Raw genomic sequence first — 20,726 nt, 5'->3', positions numbered from 1 at the left:
AGTTGCATCTATACCGAGCATCACGAAAAACGATTGGACCGTTTTCAGAGCGATTCTTAAAGTAAATATCTTAGGTGCCGTCTGAAAAGTCGACGAGCGCAGTACTTTTCGGACAGTGCCTAGTCAGTATCGCAAACCAACGATAATAACGAGAGGAAATCGCATGCCCGTCCCGCTACTCAATTGCGACATGGGCGAGAGCTTCGGCAACTGGACCATGGGCCTCGACAACGAGGTCATGCCCTACGTCGACTGCGCCAACATCGCCTGTGGTTTCCATGCTTCCGATCCGGCCATCATGCGCCGCACCGTCGCGCTGGCCGTCACCCATGGAGTGCGTATCGGCGCTCATCCCGCCTATCCCGACCTGCAGGGCTTCGGCCGCCGTTCGCTGGCCTGTTCGCCGGCCGAGGTCGAAGCCATGCTGCTTTATCAGATCGGGGCGCTGGACGGTATCTGCCGTGCCGAAGGTGGTCGGGTCGCCTACGTCAAGCCGCACGGCGCGCTGTACAACGACATGACCCGCGACTTCGACCTGTTGCGCGGCGTGATGCGTGCCGTTCAGGCCTATGACTCGCAATTGCCGCTGCTGGTCATGGCCACGGCGGACCCCGAACCGATGAAGGCGTTGGCCGCCGAGATGGGCATTACGCTGTGGTTCGAGTCTTTCGCCGACCGCGCCTACGATACGCGCGGCCAACTGGTCTCGCGGCGCGAGCCGGGCGCGGTGCATCACGACCAGGCAGTCATCGTCGAGCAGGCGGTCAAGCTGGCCCGTGGCGAGCCGTTGACGGCCAATGACGGCACCTCGTTGACACTGGTTTCCGACACGCTCTGCGTGCATGGCGACAATGCCGAATCGGTGGCCGCGGTACGTGCCATTCGCGAAGCGTTCCAGACGCTGGAGCAGGCATGACGCCGCGACTCGAAACGGTGGGGATGGACAGTATCATCGTCCGTCTGTTCGACACCATCGACGAAAGCCACATGCCGTGGCTAACAGCGGCGGATGCTGCACTGCGCGAGGCATTCGGCGAGGCACTGGTCGATCTGGTGCCGTCCTATACCACCTTGCTGATCCACTATGACGTGATGCGGCTAACGCATATCGAGTCCTGGGACCTGGCACGCCAGGCGTTGCATGGGCTGCAGCCGACACAAGAGGTGCAGGGCGAGCTCCACGTGATTCCGGTGTGGTACGACGAGAGTGTCGGTCCCGAGCTGCCGCGCATTGCCCAGCGCCTGGGGATCGATACCCAGGAACTGATCTCACGTCACTGTGGGCGGGATTATTGCGTCTTCGCGCTGGGTTTCGCGCCGGGCTACGGCTTCATGGGACTGGTCGAGGAGGCACTGGCCACGCCGCGACTGAAGACGCCCCGCCAGAAGGTGGCCGCCGGCAGCGTGGGCATCGCCGATCGCCAGACCGCCATCTATCCCATGCGTTCGCCGGGAGGGTGGAACATCCTCGGACGTACCCCGGTGGCGCTGTTCGACCGAGGCCGCGAAGGCTACAGCCTGTTTCGGCCCGGCGATCGCGTACGCTTCGAGGCAATAGACCGCGAGACGTTCATCGATCAGGGCGGCGACCCCACACCGCTGGAGGAACGCGGATGAGCGGTCTGATCGTCGAACGCACCGGGCCGCTGGCCTTGATAGAAGATGGCGGTCGCTTTGGGGTGCGTCACCTGGGCGTAACCCAGGGCGGCGCGCTGGATTGGGTGTCGTTGGGCTGGGCCAACTGGCAGCTAGGCAATTCTCCCATGGCCGCAGCGCTGGAGATCGCCGTGGGAGGACTCGTGCTGCGTGCCGAGTCGCGGGCCACGCTGGCGTTGGCCGGGGCCGACCTGGGAGCGACACTGGATGGAAAGCCTCTGCCCGCCGGTGGCAGCTTCACGATCGAGCCGGGACAGCGCTTGGCATTCACTCAGCCCGCCAAGGGGTTGCGTGCCTATCTCGCGATGCCGGGAGGCGTCCAGGCCGAGCCTGTGCTGGGTAGCCTGTCCAGCGTAGTGCGTGAAGGACTGGGCGGGCTGGACGGGCAAGGCAGGGCTTTGGCGACAGGCGATCGGATCGCTTGGTCAGACGAGGCCTCCGTGCCCAGGCAACTGCCCGATGACTTGAGGTTGCCGCCCGAGGGCTCAAGCGAGCTGGCGCTGGTAGTCGGTGCACAGATCGCTCACTTCACCGGGGCGAGTCTGTACGCGGCCTTCAATAGCGAGTGGCAGGTCGACACCCGTGCCGATCGCATGGGGGTCCGGTTGCGCGGCCCCGAGCTGCACTGCCAGCTTGGCAGCATGGTGTCTGAGGGCATTCCGCTAGGGGCCGTCCAGGTGCCCGCCGATGGCCAGCCAATCATTCTGCTCAACGACCGCCAGACCGTCGGTGGCTACCCGCGCCTTGGCGCCCTGACGCCGCTGGCCTGCGCCCGACTCGCCCAGTGCGCGCCGGGCGAGTCGCTGCATCTGGTGGCGGTGACGCCCGGCCAGGCCAGGCAGGCGTACCTGGAACAGTGGCAGCGTTGGCAGTAAAAGACTCACTCGCTGTTACAGCGGTAGGCAGCAGCGCGCTGTAATGCAAACGAGTCGTTGACGCAGGCCGCGTTTTCGCCAAAGGTGTGCGCCTGCAATCACGACTCGGGAAACGTTATGGAACTGCTGCGCGTCGTCTTTCGCGACTATCGCTGGCCTTTCATCGGGGTCATGGCGCTGAGCATGATCAGTGCCGGACTGGGGATCGGCGTCATTGCCTTCATCAATCAGCGATTGATCGTCGCCGAAGGCAATGCATTGAGCGAGCTGCCGCAGTTCATCGCGTTGCTGGTACTGCTGCTAGCCGTGTCGCTGGCCTCGCAACTGGCCCTGACGACACTGGGCCATCGGTTCGTCTACCACCTGCGTGGCCGACTGATCAAGCGTATCCTGGATACCGATATCGAGCGGCTCGAGCAGTTGGGAAGCGCTCACTTATTGGCCAGTCTGTCGAGCGACGTGCGTAACGTGACCATCGCCTTCGTACGTCTTCCCGAATTGGTACAGGGCGTCATTCTGACTTTGGCCTCGGTGGCCTATCTCTTCTCGCTCTCGCCGCCCATGCTCGCCGTTACGGCGGTATGGATTGCCGTGACCATGGCGGTGGGCTGGTGGCTCGTGTCGCAGGTTTACCGGCATTTTTATCGGGTGCGCGATGCCGAGGACCGGCTTTATCGTGACTACGAATCGGTGATCGACGGGCGCAAGGAATTGGCACTCAACCGCCATCGCGCCAGGCGCCTCTACGAAAACAGCTACGAGGCCAATGCCCGAGATTACCTTCACCACATCATTCGCGCCGATACCTACCACCTGAGCGCCAACAATTGGTCCAACATCATGATGCTCGGCGCCATCGGGGTCGTATTCTTCATGGCCAACGGCCTGGGGTGGGCCGACACCACCGTGGCGGCGACCTACGCCCTGGCGATCCTTTTCCTGCGTACGCCATTGATCCAGGCGGTTGGCGCATTGCCGACGCTACTCAGTGCCCAGGTGGCCTTCGATAAGCTCGCCGCGCTGGATCTGGCCGACTACCGGGCGGAGTTCGGCGCAGCGGCGCCTGCCCCCGACTGGCAGACCCTGGAATTGCGTAACGTCACCTACCGTTATCCCGCCCAGGAGGCGCGCGCCGGTTTTGCCGTGGGGCCAATCGATCTCACCATCGCGCGAGGCGAGCTGATCTTCCTGATCGGCGGCAATGGCAGCGGCAAATCGACATTGGCGCGGTTGCTGACTGGCCTGTACCGGCCCGAAAGCGGTGAGATCCTCATCGACGGTCAGCCGATCGAGGCGGGTGGCTGGGAGCGCTATCGTCAACGCTTTGCCAGTGTGTTCACCGACTTCCATCTGTTCGATCAATTGCTGGGGCCGCATGGCGACAAGGTCGATCCGGCGCTGATCGATACTTGGCTGGATCGACTGGCGATGCGCCATAAGCTGGACTTCGTCGACCAGCAGGTCGCTTCCACGCAACTCTCGCAAGGCCAGCGCAAGCGCTTGGCATTGTTGATGGCCATCTGCGAGCAGCGCGACTTTCTGCTGCTCGACGAGTGGGCAGCCGACCAGGATCCGGTGTTCCGTCGCGTCTTCTATCACGAACTGTTGCCGCGGTTACGCGAAGGAGGCGTCACCGTATTCGCCATCAGTCATGACGACAGCTATTTCGAGCGGGCCGACCGGCTACTCGAAATGCGCGACGGTCAATTGAGCGAGCTGACCGGCGAGCAGCGCGAACTGGCAAGTCGGGATGCCGTGTCACGAATTGAATAAAGCAGCGGCGTGAATGTATTGCTCAACAGGAAAATAGTTCCATTGTGGATGCAAATAAAAATCCATATTCTATGCGTTAGGTTTACCCGCTGTTACGGCCTCGTCCAAATCCCTCGTCTGGGGTCGATACGGCGTTAGCGCATCCCGCCAACCCCAATGCCCGAGGCTTTCCATGCCAAATCCCACTTTCGCTCCACGACCCGACCAGCGCCTAGCCCAAGCCATTCGCCGTTGCCTGGGCCTGTCTCTTTCCGGCGCCCTGATAACGATGCCGCTGGCTGCGTTGGCGCAGGAAGATGCGGTGTCAGCCAGTGAGGCGGACACCATGGTGGTGTTGGGAACGGCGCTGAAGGTCGATACACCCGCTCTGGAGACGCCGCGCGCCACCTCGTTGGTGACGAATGAGCAGATGCAGAAGCGTGACGTGTCCAAGCTGGACGAAGCCTTCCAGTACCGTTCGGGTGTCGTGTCGCAGCCCTACGGGTCGGACAACAATGCCGATTGGCTCTTCCTGCGTGGCTTCAGCGCCGAAGCCTCGACCTATCAAGATGGACTGCGGCTGTTCAGAACGGGGGGATACTTCTGGTGGATGATGGAGCCGTTCGGTCTGGAGCGAGTGGAACTGCTCAAGGGGCCTGCATCGATCCTTTACGGAGAGGCGCCTCCCGGCGGGGTAATCAATGCCATCAGCAAACGGCCGACCGAAGAAGAGCAAGGGCTATTCGAAGTCGAGGTCGGCAGTGACGAGCATCGTCAGGTTGGGCTCGATGTCTCGGGGCCGGTGACCGACAAGGAGGATATGCGATACCGGGTCGTCGGCATGTACCGTGAGCAGGACGGTGAACTCGACGGTACCTACAAGGATCGCTATTACTTCGCTCCGAGTCTCTCGGTAGACTTTTCCGACGATACCACCGTGACCTTCCTGGCCAGTATTCAGAAGGACGATGGTGTGCCCACCACGGCTTTCTTCCCCGCCTATGGAACGATCGAGGGCACGCCTTTCGGTAAGGTCGATCCGTCCACGAACCTGGGAGAACCGGACTACGACAGGATCGACCAGGAACAGTTCTCCCTGGGTTATGCACTAGAACATCAGATCAATGATACTTGGGAGTTTCATCAAAACTTCCGCTACAGTCATCTGGACATGGATTTACGTAGTGCATATGCATTCCCCTCCAATGACTCCCGAGTCGTAGCGCGTGGAATCGTTTATCGTGACGGTGAGTACGATGCCTATACCGTCGACAACCAGTTCGTCGCTCGCACCTACGGTGATAGTTACGAAAATACCTTTCTGGTGGGCCTCGATTATCAGGACTTGAATCTGGATTACGACGACGGTGATAGTTTCAGCTTCGGTACGATCGATATCTTCGACCCAGTCTACGGCAATTACACTCCGGTTAGTGAAAGCGCCCTTACCGAGCATGATGTCGACAAGGAGCAGTTGGGCTTCTATGCACAGAATCAGCTGCGTTTGAACGGAAACTGGATATTCCTGGTGGGTGCCCGCCACGATTCGGTAGAAAGCAGCGACGAGACATCGTCGTCCAGCACGGGATACGATGATGAGCAATTATCCCTGACAGCTGGGGTCATGTATCTGGCCGACAATGGCCTGTCGCCTTACGTCAGTTACAGTGAATCCTTTACTCCCTTGGCCAGCTCAGATGCCAGCGGCAACGCTTATGAGCCTCTCGAGGGTGAGCAGATCGAAGTTGGCGTCAAGTATGCGCCGAGCTGGTTCGATGGTTATGTCACGGCAGCAGCCTTCAAACTGAAAGAAACCAATTCACTGATCACCACCGATGCTGGACCGCAACGTCAAATCGGCGAACGTGAATCGACAGGGTTCGAAATAGAGGGTGTCGGCTACCTGACTGACAACCTTCAGTTGACAGCCTCGTACACTTATACGGATACACGTATCGACGTAAGCGAAAGCCAGCAGGATGAGCGAGCGCCATTCATTCCCTACCATATGGCATCGGCTTGGCTGGATTATGGCTTCGATGAGGGGGCCTTGAGTGGAGTAACCTTGGGCGGTGGCGTGCGCTATGTAGGCGAGACCGCTAATAGCCCTGGAACGGGTGTCGATCGTACGGTTCCGTCTTATACCCTGTACGATGCGATGGTGAGTTATGAATTCGGAACGAACTGGATGGCACAAATCAACGCTAACAACTTGACTGACGAAGAATACATTAGTGGCTGTGACTACTACTGTTACTATGGTGAGTCTCGTAGCGTCGTTGGCAGTCTTCGCTACCGTTGGTAAATACTCCAGTCCAGTCAGGAACCCCGGCGCATGCCGGGGTTTTTCTTTGCAATAACGCTTTTACTGTTGATCGTTCCGGATCGCCTGGTCGGCTTCGTCGCCGGCGTCGTCCAGTGCATTGCTGGCATCATCCAGCAGGTCGGAGGTAAATGCCTTGGTATTTTCCCAAGCGCTGTTAGCGGTTTCCTTGGTGTTTTCCCAAGCTTGGCGTGTGGTCTGCTTGGTCTGATTCCACCAATCATTGGTGTACTCGGGCTGCTGGCTGATCTGTTCTTCGGTCATATCGACGAGTACACGATACTGTATGCTCTCGAGATTATCGCCGTTGCTGGTCTCGACGGAGAAATTGCCGGTATCGATCACATACTGCTTCTCACCGAAGTCGAACACGCCGCCGGTCTCTATGACCAGGCTATGCAGTTGCATGGATTCATCGAGCAGAACGTCCTCGACTTCACCGATGCTTTCGTTGGCGTTTTCGTTGGAATAGACCTCGGCATCCATCAATTCATCGGCGGAATACAATCCCTGTGGCTGGGCCATTGCGGTGCCACCAAGGGTAAGGCCACCGGCGATCAGCGCGGTCGTGACTGCGAGATTGAGCGGCTTGCGTAGGGTCATGTTGTCGCTCCTTTTCCAAGGTCCTTTTGAATTCGTGCCGGACTGTGCCCTTTAAAGGCGCTCGGTCCTGTCCATTCGGCAGTCAATTGCCAGTCGCTTCATGAGCATTGACTACTCTCAACATAAGACAAATGGCTTGTATTGCAAGTTCCCAAGGCCCAGTGATTATCGCTAAGTCGTTGTCAGAGTGGCAGTAATGGGGACATCGACTCACGAATACCCCCGACAATGGAGGCGAGTCCAATGTCGGGGGAACCCGGTGAGTGATGAGTGAGGTTCGCTTATTACAGCACGAGGTCGTCGACCTGCGGGGCGGTACCTACGACAACGATTTGCATATCGGCCACGCCGTCGCCGTTGACGTCGGCGCGCAACGCTCCCTCTGCGAAGCGGATCTCGCCTCCCTGACCGGAAAAGCCATTCTCTCCCAGCCAGCTAAAGGCTTGATTGCCTTCTGTCAGAAGATCGGCATCGATTCCCGACAGGTCGATCAGATCGCCCTCCTGAGGTGCGAAGTCGATAATCGTGTCTGCAGCCAGCGGGTTGGACTCGAACGTGGATAGATAAGCGAACGTGTCCGCCCCCGCACCGCCCGACAGTGTGTCGCCGTCCAATCCGCCGTAAAGCGTGTCGCTGCTGGTGGTGCCGCTCAAGTTGTCCGCCGTATCAGTGCCTTCGATGACCGCGTTGTGGGAGTCCATGTCGACATCGCCGTGTACGGTCACGGCCTGCGGCAGCACTTGCTCCCGGTCGTAAACCTTGTAGGAAAAGCGCCAGACATCGCCGGGTTCGAGCACTGCGCCGCTATTGTCGTCGGTAATGGAATAGCCGTCTTCGGTGTTCTGGTACTCGCCGTTCCATAGCGTGTCGATGGTGCCTGGCAGCGCAAATTCGATGGTTGGGTTGCTGACCGCGACGTCCGAGGTGTTCTCGACGAAGACTTCGGTAACATAGCCCGTCGACCAGGAACTGGTGATGTTGCTGGTGACCGTGAGCATGTCGGCGACATCCGGTGCCTGGGCAAAGTCCTCGAGCAAGCCTAGGTCAGCGTCCTCTCCGGCCATCATGGCTGCCGTGTCCAGCGCGATCTCGCTACCATTCAGGTGCAGGGAGGCCGGCAACACCGTTTCGGAAGCCGAGGCCTTGAAACCCAGACGCATGGTCTGGCCGGGCTCCAACGACACGGGGTTATTGTCGACGATCGTGTAGGTATCGCCATCACGGGAGACCAACTCGGCACCGTACCACTTTTCGATCTCGACGCCCGGCAGCTCGAGGCTGATGACCTGTTCGTCGAGGACGCGATCCGAGGTATTGGTGATTTCCAGAGCCAGTGAGTAGCCGGTTTCGGAGCGACCCAGGACGTCGAAGGCGACGTCTGCGGTGTATTCGGCGACGGGCGCTTTATCGGCCTCGGGCTCGACGACCGGTTCTTCGCTCTGCGCCGCCGTATCCAGCGGAATGTCGCTGCCGTTCACGCTCAACGACGCCGGCAGAACCGGTTCCGCTGCCGAAGCCTTGAAGCCCAGGCGCATGGTCTGGCCGGGCTCCAGCGTCACCGGATCGTTATCGACGATGGTGTAGGTATCGCCATCACGGGCGACCAGCTCGGCACCGTACCACTTTTCGACCTCGATGCCCGGCAGTGCGAGGCTGATGACCTGCTCGGTGAGGGCATGCGCCGAGGTGTTGGTGATTTCCAGCGCCAATGAATAGCTGGTGTCGGAACTGCCCAGCAATTCGAATGCCACGCTGGCGCTCAGCGCTTGCTCAGGTGCCGGCTGTGCCGCTCCAGGGGCGGCCTCGACCGGGGTATCGGCGAGAACGGGAGCGTCCGAGACATCATCGGAAGCAACCGGCTCGCCAGGCTGGCTCTCGACAGGTGCAGTCTGCGGGTCGTTGGAAAGGATGTCGTCGGCTGTCGGAATCGTCGGCTTGTCGCCCTGGCTGACTTCACCGGTAACGAGATCCAGTACCTTGCCGTCGGCGAAGATCGCCTGTTCGATATCGATCAGCGTATCGTCGCTACTGCCGTCGACGAGCACGCTGCCATCGTCATTGAAGCGAATCTTGTAGGCGTCGAGGTTCTGTTCGAACAGGGCGGTATCGAAGCCGGCTCCTCCGTCGAGGAGGTTCTTGCCCCAGCTCCCGCCGCCATTCAGGATATCGTCTCCAGCACCGCCATACAGCGTGTCGTGACCCAGCCCGCCGTCCAGATAGACGCCGTTGTCGGTCCCCTGAATCACATCGTCACGCTTGGAGCCGATGACGTAATCGAAGGTCACCAGGTTGGCGCCGGCCTCGGTGATGGCCCCGAAGCTTTCCCCGCCGTTGTTGTACCAAAGCGTCGGTGACATGCCGTCAGCGTCGGCATCGCGAATCGACTGCTCGACATGGACGGTGTTGCCATGGTCTTGACCACCATGGAAGTTGATGTCGCGATCGGTAGAAAGCACATGAATGTCATTGTCGACCGAGGAACGCCAGGAAGCGAAGATGACGCCGTGACGCATGCCGGAGTCTTCGAGGTTGACGAAGGTGCCGTCATAGCTTTCGCGCAGTTCGTAGGCGTAGCCGTTGCCGCCGGAGCCCTTGTTGAAGGAACCGTGGGCCTGGGCTCCGTCTACCGTCAAGCCGAGACTCAAGGCGAACTCGAAGGCGGTGGAAGGCCCATTGAGGACCTGAACATCCACGACGCTGCTGTCCACCGTGCCGTCGAATTTCACGGCCTGGTAGTCGGTCAGATCGGACAGCGTGTTCTTGAACGCGGCATTGTTGGGCGTACCCAGCTCATACTGGACGGTGAAGCCCTGCAGGGTCACGTTCTCCAGGGCGTCCATGTGCTCGACCTTGGTTTCCCCGCCGTCGAAATCGAAATGCACGCCTCGGTCGAGAGTCACCGTATCGCCATCCACGGCAACGACCTGGGCCATGCTGGTGCGTAGCGGCGCATTGTCCTTCTGCCAGGAGGTGTCGCCGATCTCCTCGAAGTATTCCTGCGTATTGTCCTGCCAGAGGCGAATCGTGTCTCCGACCTCGAGACCATGATTGCTGCTCAGAGCCAGTATATTGCCGCCCTCGGCGACATCGTTGCGCAGCGTGCCGGCGAACTGGGTATCGGTGCCTTCGACGTAGATGGCATGCGAGTCGTCGTTCTCGAGCGCCTCGTCGGTGAAGGTGATGCGGGTCTGGTCGGAACCGGCCCCGACTACGCTGATGTCGGAACGGGTGATGTGAATCGAGTCGTCGAAGCGGTAATCGCCGGCGGCGAGCTGAATGGTGGCGCCGGCCGGTGCCATGGCGATCAACGCTTCGAGCTCGGGCGCGGTAATGTCCGGCCCCACCTGGACGGTGATGGCCTCGCCGATGGTGGGCAATACCTCTTCTATCACCGTTTCTACTGTGTCGATGATCGTGTCTACGGTATCGGTGATCGTTTCCACGATATCGTCGAGGATACCCGTTAGCGTGTCCTGCAGCGTCGGCTCGATATCGTTCACGGCGGCAGGCGCATCGTTCACGGTGAAGCCGGACGGCAGCTCGCCGCTGTCGCTCAGCACCTTGAACTTGAAGCGCACGGTCTCGCCGGGGGCGATGTCGTTCTTGCCGTCATCGTCTGAAATGGCGTAACGGGTCGCCGTATGGTCGGCGATGACGCCATCCCAGATGTCGGTGATGGTGCCTGGCAGATCGAAGCCGACCTGGTAATCCTGGATAGCCTGAGTCCCTTCGTTGGTGATGAAGACTTCCATCACATAGCCGCCATTCCATTGGCTGGTCAGGTTGTATTGAATCGAGGGACGCATCGTGCACCTGTGTTTAAGCTCAGGAGAGCGGCCAGCGAAAAGGCGGACCGCGAAACGATGTCGGCTGCAGGAGAGACACACGCAAAATGCAACGGGGATGGGGCGCGCGTGGTGGGCAATCATTCGCCCGGATGTCGTCCCTGACTTGCTCTGGCAAGCAGGACATGGCGCGCATTATCGCGATGAGAACAGGCAAAGCTGGCTAAGATAACCGCTACTTTTTGCCGCTACTTCGCCAGTTTGAAAAGATGCGGCGCTTTTTATAGCCGTCGCAGGCCCCACATGAAGTAGGCGCCGCCCAGCAGCGAGGCGACCAGCCCGGCGGGAATCTCGTCGGGGAACAGCAGCTGACGCCCGAGCCAGTCAGCGACTACCATCAGCAGGGCGCCGAGCAGGGCGGAGCCCAGCAGGTGATTGCGGGCGCGGGAGAAACCCAGCAGGCGAGCCATGTGCGGCGCCAGCAGGCCGACGAACGACAGCGGGCCGACCACCAGCGTGGCGCAGGCGGTGAACAGCGCCACCAGGCCGAGCAGGACCAGGCGTGAGCGCAGGATATCCACGCCCAGCGACCTGGCCGTCGGTGCGCCCAGGGGCAGCAGATCCAGCCAGCGCGAGAAGGGCGCCGTGGCCAGGCCAAGCAGGGCAGCCAGGGCGACGACGATAACTGCCGTGGTCAGGTCGACGTAGTAGGTCGAGCCGGACATCCAGGCGATGACCTGCTGACCGCGGGGATCGCCGCCCGCCAGGATGAAGCTGCGTACGGCATCGAACAAGGCGGTGATGGCCACCCCGGTGAGCAGCAGTCGCTCGGGGAGGAAGCCGCTGCGGTAGTTGAGCCCGATCAGCACGCCCAAGGTCGTTAATGCGCCCAGCGTGCCGATGCCGATCAAGGTCCACTGGCTGGCGGCGGGAATCAGGAAGATGGCCAGGATCAGCGCGATGGCCGTACCGCCGCTGATGCCGAGCACTTCGGGGCTGGCCATGGGGTTGCCGGTAACACGCTGGACCAGCGTGCCGGCCAGGGCCAGCAGCACGCCGGCACCGGCGGCGGCCAGCATGCGCGGCAGTCTCCACTCGAGCATCGAGGTGTCGCCGAACCGGGGCAGCCATTGCCAACCCTCGGCGCTCTGGCCGGAGAGTAAAGCAAGTGCCGTGGCGATCAGCAGCGCTACGCCAAGCAAAACAGGCAGCCAGGACATGGCGGGGCGAGCAGCCATTGGCAGGGAGACGCCGGTGCGGGGGCGATCGCTGCCGAGCTTGAGGCGGGGAATCAGCCACAGCAGCAGCGGAGCGCCGAGCGCGGCAGTGGTCGCGCCGGTCGGGATCAGCGTCGGCAGGGCCCCGGAAAAGCGTTGCAACAGCAGGTCGGTGGCGGCCAATAGCAGGGCGCCGAGCAGACCCGACCACAGCAGGCGCGGGCCCAGGCGGCGTGCCCCCAGCAGGCGCACGATGGCCGGCGCCGCCAGGCCGATGAAGCCGATCACGCCGACCACGCTGACCACACAGGCGGTCAAAAACACCGCCAGGCCCAGGCTGGCCAGGCGCAGATACTTGAGCGACACGCCCAGGCTGCGTGCATTGGCATCGTCGAGCTCCAGCACGCTCAGCGGCTTGAGCATGGCGAAGGCCAGCAGCACGCCAACGAGCAGGCGTGGCCACAGGAATGCCACGCCGTCCCAACTATTTTGCGATAACGAACCGGCACCCCAGATCAGCAGGCCCTTGAGCGCTTCCTGATTGAATAGCAGCAGTACCATCCCCAGGGCGCCGAAATAGAGATTGACCACCAGCCCCGCCAGCACCACCACTACGGGCGACAGTCCACGCCGCCAGGCGAGCAGGAACACCAGGCCCATGGCCAGCCCGCCACCGATCAGAGCGACCCACTCTCGGCCCAGTTCGAGCAGGCCGGGTGCCAGTAGCGTGGCGACCAGCAGCCCCAGGTTGGCGCCGCTGGCCACGCCCAGCGTGGTCGGCGCCGCCAACGGATTGCGCAATACCTGTTGCATCAGCACGCCGGCCAGGGCCAGGCCGCCACCGGCCAGCAGCGCGATCGTCAGGCGCGGCCACCAGCTATAGTGCGCAACGATCTGGGCGATGTCGTCACGCGCCGGTGAGAACAGCGCCTGCAGCGCGGTCGGCAATGACAGCTGAGTCTGATCCGCCAGGGCCAGCCAGCCCAGCCCGACCGTGAGCAGCGCCAGCAGCAGGCAGGTTCGGGCCGGTGTCATCAGGCACGAGGTGTCAAACATCCGTCTTGTCCCCGTCACTTGGCGCAGGCATTTCCTGCAAGGCCGTGGCCAGAAGATCGGCGAAGCGCTTGGCCGAGGGCAAAGCGCCGAAACTCCACACCGGCGGCAGGTAAATGACCGGGCGATCACGCACGGCGCGCAGGTTGCGCCACAGTCCGCTGGAGGCCAGCTCGTCGTCGACCCCGACAGGCAGTGGCTCGATGACGATGAGTTGGGCATCGAGTTCGGCGAGCTCTTCCAGGCCCACCAGCGAGAAGCCCCAATAATTGGTCGGGCCGGGCCAGGCATTGTCGAGGCCCAGGTGGTCGAGTACCGCCTGGTAGAGGCCGCTCTCGCCAAACACCCGTACATGACGGGCGTCCATGAACTGCACCAGCAGCAGCGGCGGCACGTTCTCGGGCAGGCGTTCGCGCGTCTCGTCCAGATAGGCTGCGGTGGACTCGATCAGGCGTTCGGCGGCTTGTGGACGATCCACTACATCCGCCACTTGGCGGGTTGCCTCGAGCATGCTCTGCCAGGGATCGCTGTCCGGCCCGTAGATGCCGATGGTGGTGACCGGCGCGATACGCGACAGGCGCGGTTCGAGATTGGCGAACATCGGCGAGATCAATATGCGGTCGAGCCCAAGACTGGCCAGCAGCTCCAGGTTGGGCTGGGTGCGCAGGCCGAGATCGGGGACAGCGTCGGGAATGTCCGGCTCGCGTACCCAGTCTCGATAGGCATCGATTTGTGCGACGCCCTCCGGCACGACCCCCAGGGCCAGCAGGGTTTCGGCCAGGGTCCAGTCGAGCGTGGCGACGTCGGGTGCTTCGTCCGCCCGGCTAGGCAGCGTCACGCTGACCAGGAGCAGCACTAGCAGCGGCGTGATGACGAGAGCGGCCAGGACCGACCGTGAATGAACGGGCTGAGAAATCTCGACGGTCACGCGATCTCCGAGAGCATGGCAGGTCAGCGAAGCGAACGAATCAATGCAGGATAGCGATGGGATGCTCGCCACCCGGGTGCGGCATCACGCGCATGGGAATGCCATAGATCGCTTCCAGCGTGGAGTCGCACATCATCTCGCCCGGCGATCCCTGGGCCAGCAGGCGACCGCTGTGCAGGGCGATCAACTGGTCGCAGTAGCGGGCCGCCATGTTGACGTCATGCAGCACGATGATCACGCTCAGGCCCAACTCGCGGCACAGCTTGCGCACCAGCGCCAGCACCTCGACCTGATGGGCGATGTCCAGCGCTGCCAGCGGTTCGTCGAGCAGCAGGTAGCGGCTGCCCTGGGCGAGTAGCATGGCCAGCCATACACGCTGGCGCTCGCCGCCCGACAGGGTGTCGACCAGGCGGTCGGCGAAGGCCTCGGTGTGCGTCAGGGCGATGGCCCGTTCGATCTGGGTGCGATCCTCGCGGGTCATGCGACCCAGCAGACCATGCCAGGGGTAGCGGCCGAACGCCACCAGCTCGCGACCGGTCAGGTTGTCGGCGCTGGGCAGATGCTGCGGCAGGTAGGCGACCTGGCGGGCGAACTCACGGTTGCCCCAGGCCGACAGGGCGCGCCCATCGAGCCGAATCTCGCCACTGCTCGCCGGCTGCTGCTGGGCAAGCAACTTGAGCAGCGTCGACTTGCCCGAGCCGTTGTGACCGATCAGGCCATAGACCTGACCTTCGGCGAAGGTCAGGCTGGTAGGCTGCAGCAGGCACTTGCCGCCCACTTCGAAGCTGGCAGCGTCGACGTCGAACATGCGGTGAACCCCACAAGGGAAAGACTCTTACGTCGCAATCGTAATTCAAATAAGAACAGTTATCAAAATTACACGCTGCGCCACAAGCGCTCACCGGCTTGCCTCGCGAGCGCAGGCTTCGATGGCCTGGGTGATGTAGCGTCCCGCCATACGTTCGGACACACCGAGCCGCTGGGCGATTTCGCGCTGGGGCAGGCCCTCGAGGCGATGCCACAGCAGGGCTTGGCGTACGTGGGTGGGGAGTCTGGCCAGGCGAGCACGCACCTGGGCCAGATGCTGCGCCTGGCTGACTGCCGTCTCGGGGCAGGTGGCCGTGCTCTCCAGCGCCAGGGTCGGGTCGTCGAGCGGCATGGTTTCCGGTTGCGCCCCGCGCTGGCGCTGGTGATCGATGAGCAGGTTGCGTGCGATCCGGAACAGGTAGGCGCGAGGGTTGCGCAATGGGTCGGGAAGCGCCGAGCGACGCAGGCGCAAGTAGACTTCCTGGCACAGGTCGGCGGCGAGATCGGGGGCGTCCAGCTTGCGCACCAGGTAACCGGCGAGTTCCCTGGAATGTTCCTGAAACAACTGATCGAGCGTTGAGGTCATGGCGGATCACGTCTGAACAGTGAAGGCCAGGGGCACGTTCCGTGCCTTGGCCGAAACGACTACCCGCCCGCAGGCGGGTAGCCAATCCCTTGGTGAGTTTCAGGCCGTCGTGACATGGGCCGTGGCCGAGCCCGACGGCATGGCGGCAGGCCGAAACGCGGCGATGGGATTGCTCAACGTGCCGGCGAACTTGAGGTTCTTCGACGGATCGGCCAGGTCGATCATCTGCCGGTTGTTGCCGAGCTGCAGGCGGTTGAGGCAGGAGCGGGCGAATGCCGGGGCGAACAGGTCGTAGCGGGCGAACTTGTCGCGATACTGCGGATACCGGCGCTGGTAGTCGATGATGCATTCGGCGACGCACTGCCAGAAGTCGCGTTCCTCGAACGAGCCGTCACTGCCGCCATGCTCGACCAGGATGTGCGCCAGGTAGCGGAAGATACAGTCGAAAGTGTCGGTGAAGATCGACAGCACCTTGAGGTGGTCGGGCACCTCGACGGCCAGTCGCCGCACCGTGTCCGGCAGTTCGGCGTCGAGATTCATGATGGCGCTCTCTTCGGCGATGTCCTTCATGATCGCCCGGACCGGCACGTGCCCATCGAGTTGCAGGATCAGGTTCTCGCCGTGAGGCATGAAGACCAGGTCATGGGCGAAAAAACAGTGCAGCAGCGGTGTGAGATACGCCTCCAGATAGCGCTTCAGCCAGGTGCGGGTGTCGAGCCCCGAAGCCTCGATCAGTGCCGGTAGCAGGGCGTGGCCGTCCCGGTCACGGTGCAGCAGGGCGGCCATGGTCATCAGCCGTTGACCGGGCTCGAGCAGGCCGATCGGGCTTTCCCGCCACAGACAGGCAAGCATTTTCTTGTAGGGGCTGTCGCGCTCGATGGCCGACTCGAAGTAGGCATTGCGATAACCGATGGCCGCAACCTCGCGCAGCAGGGTGAAGCCATTGGCCGCCAGGAACGGGTCATCGTCGACCAGGCGCTTGAGCCAGTCGTTGATCGCCGGTGTGCCCTGCATGTAGTAGGGCGACAGGCCGCGCATGAAGCCCATGTTGAGGATCGAGAGTGCCGTCTTGACGTAGCGGCGCTCGGGGTGGTGGGCGTTGAACAGGGTACGGATCGACTGCTGGGCGCGATAGCCATCCTCGCCGCTGCCCAGGCAGACGATGCGCTGGTTGGCTATCTCGCCGGCGAAGGTGATGGCCAGCTTGTTGTGCCACTGCCAGGGATGGATCGGCATGAACAGGTAGTTCCGCGGGTCCAGGCCAAGGTCGACGAGTCGACGCTCGAAATCGCTCACCGTGGCATTGCCGAGCTCCTCGTCGAGCAGCGTCGTGTAGGAAAGCGATGCCGAACAGGTGAAACGGGCGTGCTCGCGATGCACGGCCAGCCACACCAGATGGATCTCGGCACCGGCCTCGGGAGCATAGGCGTGATAGTCGACGCCATCGAAGCCAATGCGGCCATTGTTGGCCACAAAGGCCGGGTGCCCTTCGGTCATGGCGGTTTCGATGGTCTGGAAATCGGCAAGCGCCAGAGCGCTGGCATCGAGCCGCTGGCTGGCCAGCTTGTAGGCGCTGCCGAACAGGGTGCTGCTGACCTCTTCCAGATAGACCGGCAGGGTCTCGTCGTCGATGCCCAGCACATCGCGGAATTCGATGATGAAGTGCTGGGCATCCAGCTCGGTGGAGCGGTCGCCGACGAACTTTTCGATCGAGCCAGCCTCGACCCACCAGTGGTCGAGTTGCATCACCCGGGCGCGAAACCGGTAGCGGGTGTCCTGGCCGGGTACGCGCAGCTCGTAGTGACCCCAGTCGCCGTCGCGCACCAGGCAGGTGGGCTCCAGCAGCAGCTCATGAGCGAACTCGGCGATGGCCTTGCGGATCAGCAGCCGATTGGCCTGGGCCCACAGGGCCGGCTGAAGGTGATCGGTGGTTGCCTGGGCGGTGGTCGGACGGGTTGGCATGTCGGTCGTCTCTTGCTGAGTGAGTTCGTCAAGCTCGCGCCGCTCGGCGGCCTGGAACTGGGCGCGGGTACAGAAGGCCAGATGGGCGGTCTTTTCCGGCAGCGCGACCTGGCGGTCGTAAGCGAAACCCGCCCGGCGGTTGAGCGGATGGATCCTGGCGTTGTTCACGTCGGGCTCGACCACCACGCGCCGGGTATCGGCTGCGCTGAACATTAGATGCATGACCGTGCTCAGCACGCCCCAGCTGAAGCGGTGAATACGTGTCTCGACGGGAGCGACGAGGAAATGCATGCCGCGATCGCCCGGCTGGACCGGGTAATGCGCGCCGATGGGGTCATGCTCGGGCTGATAGCACTCGACCAGAAATGCCGGCCGATCCTCGAAGGCGCCGAGGAAAGCCTGGCTATGGGGACTGTCATGCATGGCCTGATAGAACGCCTGCACCTGGGCGGCGCTGTCGCCGTTCATGCCCCAGAAGTGGGCGTACTCGCGGCTGACCCAGTCATGGATCAGGGCGATGTCGTCGGGCAGGCGAACGGCACGCAGGTGGAAGCGTCCGAGCCCCGGCACATCGTGGGTGAAGCTGAGCTGCGGGTCGTACAGGGAACTGAGAAATGGCGTCGTCGTCATTGCGAAAGACCTCTCGCACGGTAGGGAGCAGCCGAGCCGGATATATCCGCCTGGCGCGGTTTCAGCACGGGCTGCAGCAACAGGGGAAAGAGCAGGGCCGTCGCTACGAAACCCAGCGCGGCCATGAGGAAGGGGCTGGCCAGCCCGAAGGTGCTGACCGTCGAACCGGTGGCGAACGAGGCGCCGAGCACCCCCAGGTTCTGGAAAATGTGTGCCTTGCTGTAGTCGCTTGCGTAGCTGTCCGGCGTTCCGGTCTCGAAGATCAGCACCTCGAGGCGTACGGTGACCTGGAACAGCGCCCAGCCGAACAGGACGCGCCCGACGAGGAGCACCGGGGCCAGCGGACTGGCCTGGAGCAACAGGCCGGCGGTCCCCATGATCAGCAGGGTCGCCAGGCGCTCCCCGGGGCGCCCGCCTTGACGTCGGGCGTGGGCGTTCCACACCAGCGCCAGCAGAGCGACCGCGCCGGGAATGGCAAAGACCAGTGCCGACATGCTGGCATTGACCAGCCCAGATACCGCTTCCCAGTGCAGCACGAAGAACGGCCGGATCAGGAAGGCGCTGAAGTAGAACACCAGCATCACCAGGCCCAGGCGAATGATGCCGTGACCGCTGGCGCGTGTCGTGGAAGTTGGCGGCTCGACTGCGGTGTCGGCTGTCGGGCGGTGGACGCCCCGCATGACCAGGAACAGGCACACCACGACCTGGATCACGTCGCTGACGGCCATGACCAGGAAGATGTCGCGTGCCTCGCCGTGATCGAGGGCCACCCCGCCCAGCAAGGCACCGAGGATGCCGCCGAAGTGCACCACGACCGACAGCACGCCGATGGTGCCGGCGTGGCTGTCGCGGTGTTCCAGACGCATGACATAGGGGTAGATGAGCAGGTAGCTGGCCTTGAACACCAGCATGGCCATCGACACCGCCCAGAACGTCAGCACATCCCTCAGCGTGTAGCAGGTCACGCACAGCACGCCGGCAGCCACCTGGGTATAGATGAGCAGTACCAGCGGATCGATACGCTTGGCCAGGCGCGCCCAGGCGGGCAGTGCGAGCATTACCGTCAGACAGGCCGTCGCCAGGTAGAGCCCGACATGCACGGGACTGTCGATGCCGAAGCGCCCGGCGAAGAACTGCGGGTAGAACGGCAACAACATCGAGTCGCTGACCACGGCTACGGCGGTCATGGCGATCAACAGCCTCTTGAGCATCAGGCGGTCATCCGTTGCGGTCGGAACACGGCCTCGTCGGGGGCACCGAAGGCCTGGAACGCGATGCGCCGTTCGATGGGGTAATGCTCGATACCGCTGAGCTCACGGATGATGCAGGCGTTGCGGTAGCAGGCCATGCCCAGATCCGGCGCCGCCAGTCCGTGGGTATGCAGCTCGGCATTCTGAACGAAGATCCGGGAGTGCGAGCGGTCGATGCTGTAGTGACGGTCGACCGCGAAGCGGCCATGCGTGTCGCGGCGGATCTGTGAGGCGATCGGTGCCAGGAAGGCCGGCTCCTCGTAGCGGTAACCGGTGGCCAGCACCAGCGCCTGGGTGCGATGCCGGTAGTACTGCGCCTGCTCGGTATGCAGCAAGGTCAGTTCGAACTCATCGCTGGCGGTATCGAAGCGACAACCTTCGAGCTGGGCATTGGTGAGCAGATGGGTGTCGAGTTCACCGCCGAGCCGCTTGGTGTACAGCAGATCGTAGATGGCGTTGATCAGGTCCAGGTTGATGCCCTTGTACAAGCCCTTCTGCGAGCGCATCAGTGCGTCGCGGGTGGCCTCGGGCAAGGCATGGAAGTAGTCGATGTATTCCGGGGAGGTCATCTCCAGCGTCAGCTTGCCGTACTCCAGCGGGAAGAAGCGCGACGAGCGGGTGATCCAGTTGAGGGTATAGCCATAGCGGTCGATGTCTTGAAGCAGGTCCTTGTAGATCTCCGCCGCACTCTGGCCGCTGCCGATCAGCGTGATGGTCTCCTTGGCCTGTAGCTCCGCCTTGTTGTCCAGATACTGGCCGCTGTGCACGACCCGCTCGGCATGGGGACGGCAGCTCTCGGGCAGCCAGGGGCTGGTGCCGGTACCCAGGACCAGCTTGCGGGCTCGATAATCGACCGGTTCACCACGTCGGGTGTCCACGCAGCGCACCACGTAATGGTCCTGCTGCGCGTCGTAGTCGATGCGCTGCACGTCCTGCTGAAAGCGGAGCGACGACAACTGGCCGACCGCCCACTGGCAGTACTGGTTGTATTCGTTGCGCAGCAGGAAGAAGTCCTCGCGGATATAGAACGAGTAGATCTTGCCCTGCGTCTTGAGATAATTGAGGAAGCTGAAGCGGCTGGTGGGGTCGGCCAGCGTGACCAGGTCGGCCAGGAACGGGGTCTGCAGGGTGGCATCCTCCAGGAGCATGCCGGGGTGCCAGTCGAAACCGGCGCTGCGCTCGAGGAAGAGCCCGTCGAGGTCATCCAGGGGCTCGGTCAGGCATGCCAGGCCCAGATTGAAAGGGCCCAGGCCGATGGCGATGAAGTCGTAGGTCTTGTCGTGCATGGCGTATCTTCCT

Annotated in this window: 14 protein-coding genes; 5 read left to right on the top strand and 9 right to left on the bottom strand. The window is 62.5% G+C overall.

Features of this window, described 5'->3' with window-relative positions:
- Window positions 1-163 precede the first annotated feature (163 nt).
- The 5 genes from MHM84_RS12400 (at window position 164) to MHM84_RS12380 (ending at window position 6,588) form a co-directional block, all read left to right on the top strand.
- Window positions 164-916 (top strand): 5-oxoprolinase subunit PxpA, encoded by a 753-nt coding sequence (locus MHM84_RS12400; protein ID WP_239266595.1) that lies wholly within the window; start codon window positions 164-166, stop codon window positions 914-916.
- On the top strand, window positions 913-1,617 hold the full coding sequence (locus MHM84_RS12395) for an allophanate hydrolase subunit 1 (protein WP_239266593.1): 705 nt from the start codon (window positions 913-915) through the stop codon (window positions 1,615-1,617). The genes MHM84_RS12400 and MHM84_RS12395 overlap by 4 nt, the downstream gene beginning before the upstream one ends.
- Window positions 1,614-2,531 carry a biotin-dependent carboxyltransferase family protein gene (locus tag MHM84_RS12390; protein ID WP_239266591.1) on the top strand — a complete coding sequence of 306 codons (918 nt, stop codon included), beginning with the start codon at window positions 1,614-1,616 and terminating at the stop codon, window positions 2,529-2,531. The genes MHM84_RS12395 and MHM84_RS12390 overlap by 4 nt, the downstream gene beginning before the upstream one ends.
- A gap of 117 nt (window positions 2,532-2,648) precedes the next feature.
- Window positions 2,649-4,304, top strand: coding sequence for a multidrug ABC transporter permease/ATP-binding protein (locus MHM84_RS12385; protein ID WP_239266589.1), 1,656 nt, complete (start codon window positions 2,649-2,651; stop codon window positions 4,302-4,304).
- A 172-nt stretch (window positions 4,305-4,476) separates the two neighbouring features.
- Window positions 4,477-6,588, top strand: coding sequence for a TonB-dependent siderophore receptor (locus tag MHM84_RS12380; RefSeq protein WP_239266587.1), 2,112 nt, complete (start codon window positions 4,477-4,479; stop codon window positions 6,586-6,588).
- Window positions 6,589-6,648: 60 nt separating this feature from the next.
- On the opposite strand, the gene MHM84_RS12375 is transcribed toward MHM84_RS12380, so the two are convergent.
- The 9 genes from MHM84_RS12375 to MHM84_RS12330 all read right to left on the bottom strand — a co-directional run bounded on the left by MHM84_RS12375 (window position 6,649) and on the right by MHM84_RS12330 (window position 20,713).
- On the bottom strand, window positions 6,649-7,209 hold the full coding sequence (locus tag MHM84_RS12375) for a PRC-barrel domain-containing protein (RefSeq protein ID WP_239266585.1): 561 nt from the start codon (window positions 7,207-7,209) through the stop codon (window positions 6,649-6,651).
- Window positions 7,210-7,493: 284 nt separating this feature from the next.
- Window positions 7,494-11,015 (bottom strand): cellulose binding domain-containing protein, encoded by a 3,522-nt coding sequence (locus tag MHM84_RS12370; RefSeq protein WP_239266583.1) that lies wholly within the window; start codon window positions 11,013-11,015, stop codon window positions 7,494-7,496.
- A gap of 260 nt (window positions 11,016-11,275) precedes the next feature.
- Window positions 11,276-13,267 (bottom strand): Fe(3+)-hydroxamate ABC transporter permease FhuB, encoded by a 1,992-nt coding sequence (gene fhuB / locus MHM84_RS12365; protein WP_239266581.1) that lies wholly within the window; start codon window positions 13,265-13,267, stop codon window positions 11,276-11,278.
- A complete protein-coding gene (locus MHM84_RS12360; RefSeq protein WP_239266579.1) occupies window positions 13,260-14,192 on the bottom strand; it encodes an ABC transporter substrate-binding protein in 933 nt (310 codons plus the stop codon). The genes fhuB and MHM84_RS12360 overlap by 8 nt, the downstream gene beginning before the upstream one ends.
- 40 nt (window positions 14,193-14,232) lie before the next feature.
- Window positions 14,233-15,000 (bottom strand): ATP-binding cassette domain-containing protein, encoded by a 768-nt coding sequence (locus MHM84_RS12355; protein WP_239266577.1) that lies wholly within the window; start codon window positions 14,998-15,000, stop codon window positions 14,233-14,235.
- Between the two features lie 90 nt (window positions 15,001-15,090).
- On the bottom strand, window positions 15,091-15,585 hold the full coding sequence (locus tag MHM84_RS12350) for an RNA polymerase sigma factor (RefSeq protein WP_239266575.1): 495 nt from the start codon (window positions 15,583-15,585) through the stop codon (window positions 15,091-15,093).
- 99 nt (window positions 15,586-15,684) lie between these two features.
- Window positions 15,685-18,177, bottom strand: coding sequence for a GNAT family N-acetyltransferase (locus MHM84_RS12345; protein ID WP_275445759.1), 2,493 nt, complete (start codon window positions 18,175-18,177; stop codon window positions 15,685-15,687).
- A complete protein-coding gene (locus tag MHM84_RS12335; protein WP_239266573.1) occupies window positions 18,174-19,388 on the bottom strand; it encodes an MFS transporter in 1,215 nt (404 codons plus the stop codon). The genes MHM84_RS12345 and MHM84_RS12335 overlap by 4 nt, the downstream gene beginning before the upstream one ends.
- Window positions 19,388-20,713 (bottom strand): lysine N(6)-hydroxylase/L-ornithine N(5)-oxygenase family protein, encoded by a 1,326-nt coding sequence (locus MHM84_RS12330; RefSeq protein ID WP_239266571.1) that lies wholly within the window; start codon window positions 20,711-20,713, stop codon window positions 19,388-19,390. Before MHM84_RS12330 ends, MHM84_RS12335 begins: the two co-directional genes overlap by 1 nt.
- Between the last annotated feature and the right edge of the window lie 13 nt (window positions 20,714-20,726).

Source organism: Halomonas sp. McH1-25 (genome assembly GCF_022348165.1).
GTDB lineage: Bacteria > Pseudomonadota > Gammaproteobacteria > Pseudomonadales > Halomonadaceae > Modicisalibacter.
The sequence above is the reverse complement of the archived record's forward strand: the minus strand, read 5'-3'. Positions and strand labels throughout refer to the sequence as shown.

Bases quoted from the DNA above. Each gene is read 5' to 3' on its own strand.
- MHM84_RS12395 (WP_239266593.1), top strand. From the start codon at position 913: ATGACGCCGCGACTCGAAACGGTGGGGATGGACAGTATCATCGTCCGT.
- MHM84_RS12355 (WP_239266577.1), bottom strand. From the start codon at position 15,000: ATGTTCGACGTCGACGCTGCCAGCTTCGAAGTGGGCGGCAAGTGCCTG.
- MHM84_RS12380 (WP_239266587.1), top strand. From the start codon at position 4,477: ATGCCAAATCCCACTTTCGCTCCACGACCCGACCAGCGCCTAGCCCAA.
- MHM84_RS12400 (WP_239266595.1), top strand. From the start codon at position 164: ATGCCCGTCCCGCTACTCAATTGCGACATGGGCGAGAGCTTCGGCAAC.
- MHM84_RS12385 (WP_239266589.1), top strand. From the start codon at position 2,649: ATGGAACTGCTGCGCGTCGTCTTTCGCGACTATCGCTGGCCTTTCATC.
- MHM84_RS12330 (WP_239266571.1), bottom strand. From the start codon at position 20,713: ATGCACGACAAGACCTACGACTTCATCGCCATCGGCCTGGGCCCTTTC.
- MHM84_RS12375 (WP_239266585.1), bottom strand. From the start codon at position 7,209: ATGACCCTACGCAAGCCGCTCAATCTCGCAGTCACGACCGCGCTGATC.
- fhuB (WP_239266581.1), bottom strand. From the start codon at position 13,267: ATGTTTGACACCTCGTGCCTGATGACACCGGCCCGAACCTGCCTGCTG.
- MHM84_RS12335 (WP_239266573.1), bottom strand. From the start codon at position 19,388: ATGCTCAAGAGGCTGTTGATCGCCATGACCGCCGTAGCCGTGGTCAGC.
- MHM84_RS12350 (WP_239266575.1), bottom strand. From the start codon at position 15,585: ATGACCTCAACGCTCGATCAGTTGTTTCAGGAACATTCCAGGGAACTC.
- MHM84_RS12345 (WP_275445759.1), bottom strand. From the start codon at position 18,177: ATGACGACGACGCCATTTCTCAGTTCCCTGTACGACCCGCAGCTCAGC.
- MHM84_RS12370 (WP_239266583.1), bottom strand. From the start codon at position 11,015: ATGCGTCCCTCGATTCAATACAACCTGACCAGCCAATGGAATGGCGGC.
- MHM84_RS12390 (WP_239266591.1), top strand. From the start codon at position 1,614: ATGAGCGGTCTGATCGTCGAACGCACCGGGCCGCTGGCCTTGATAGAA.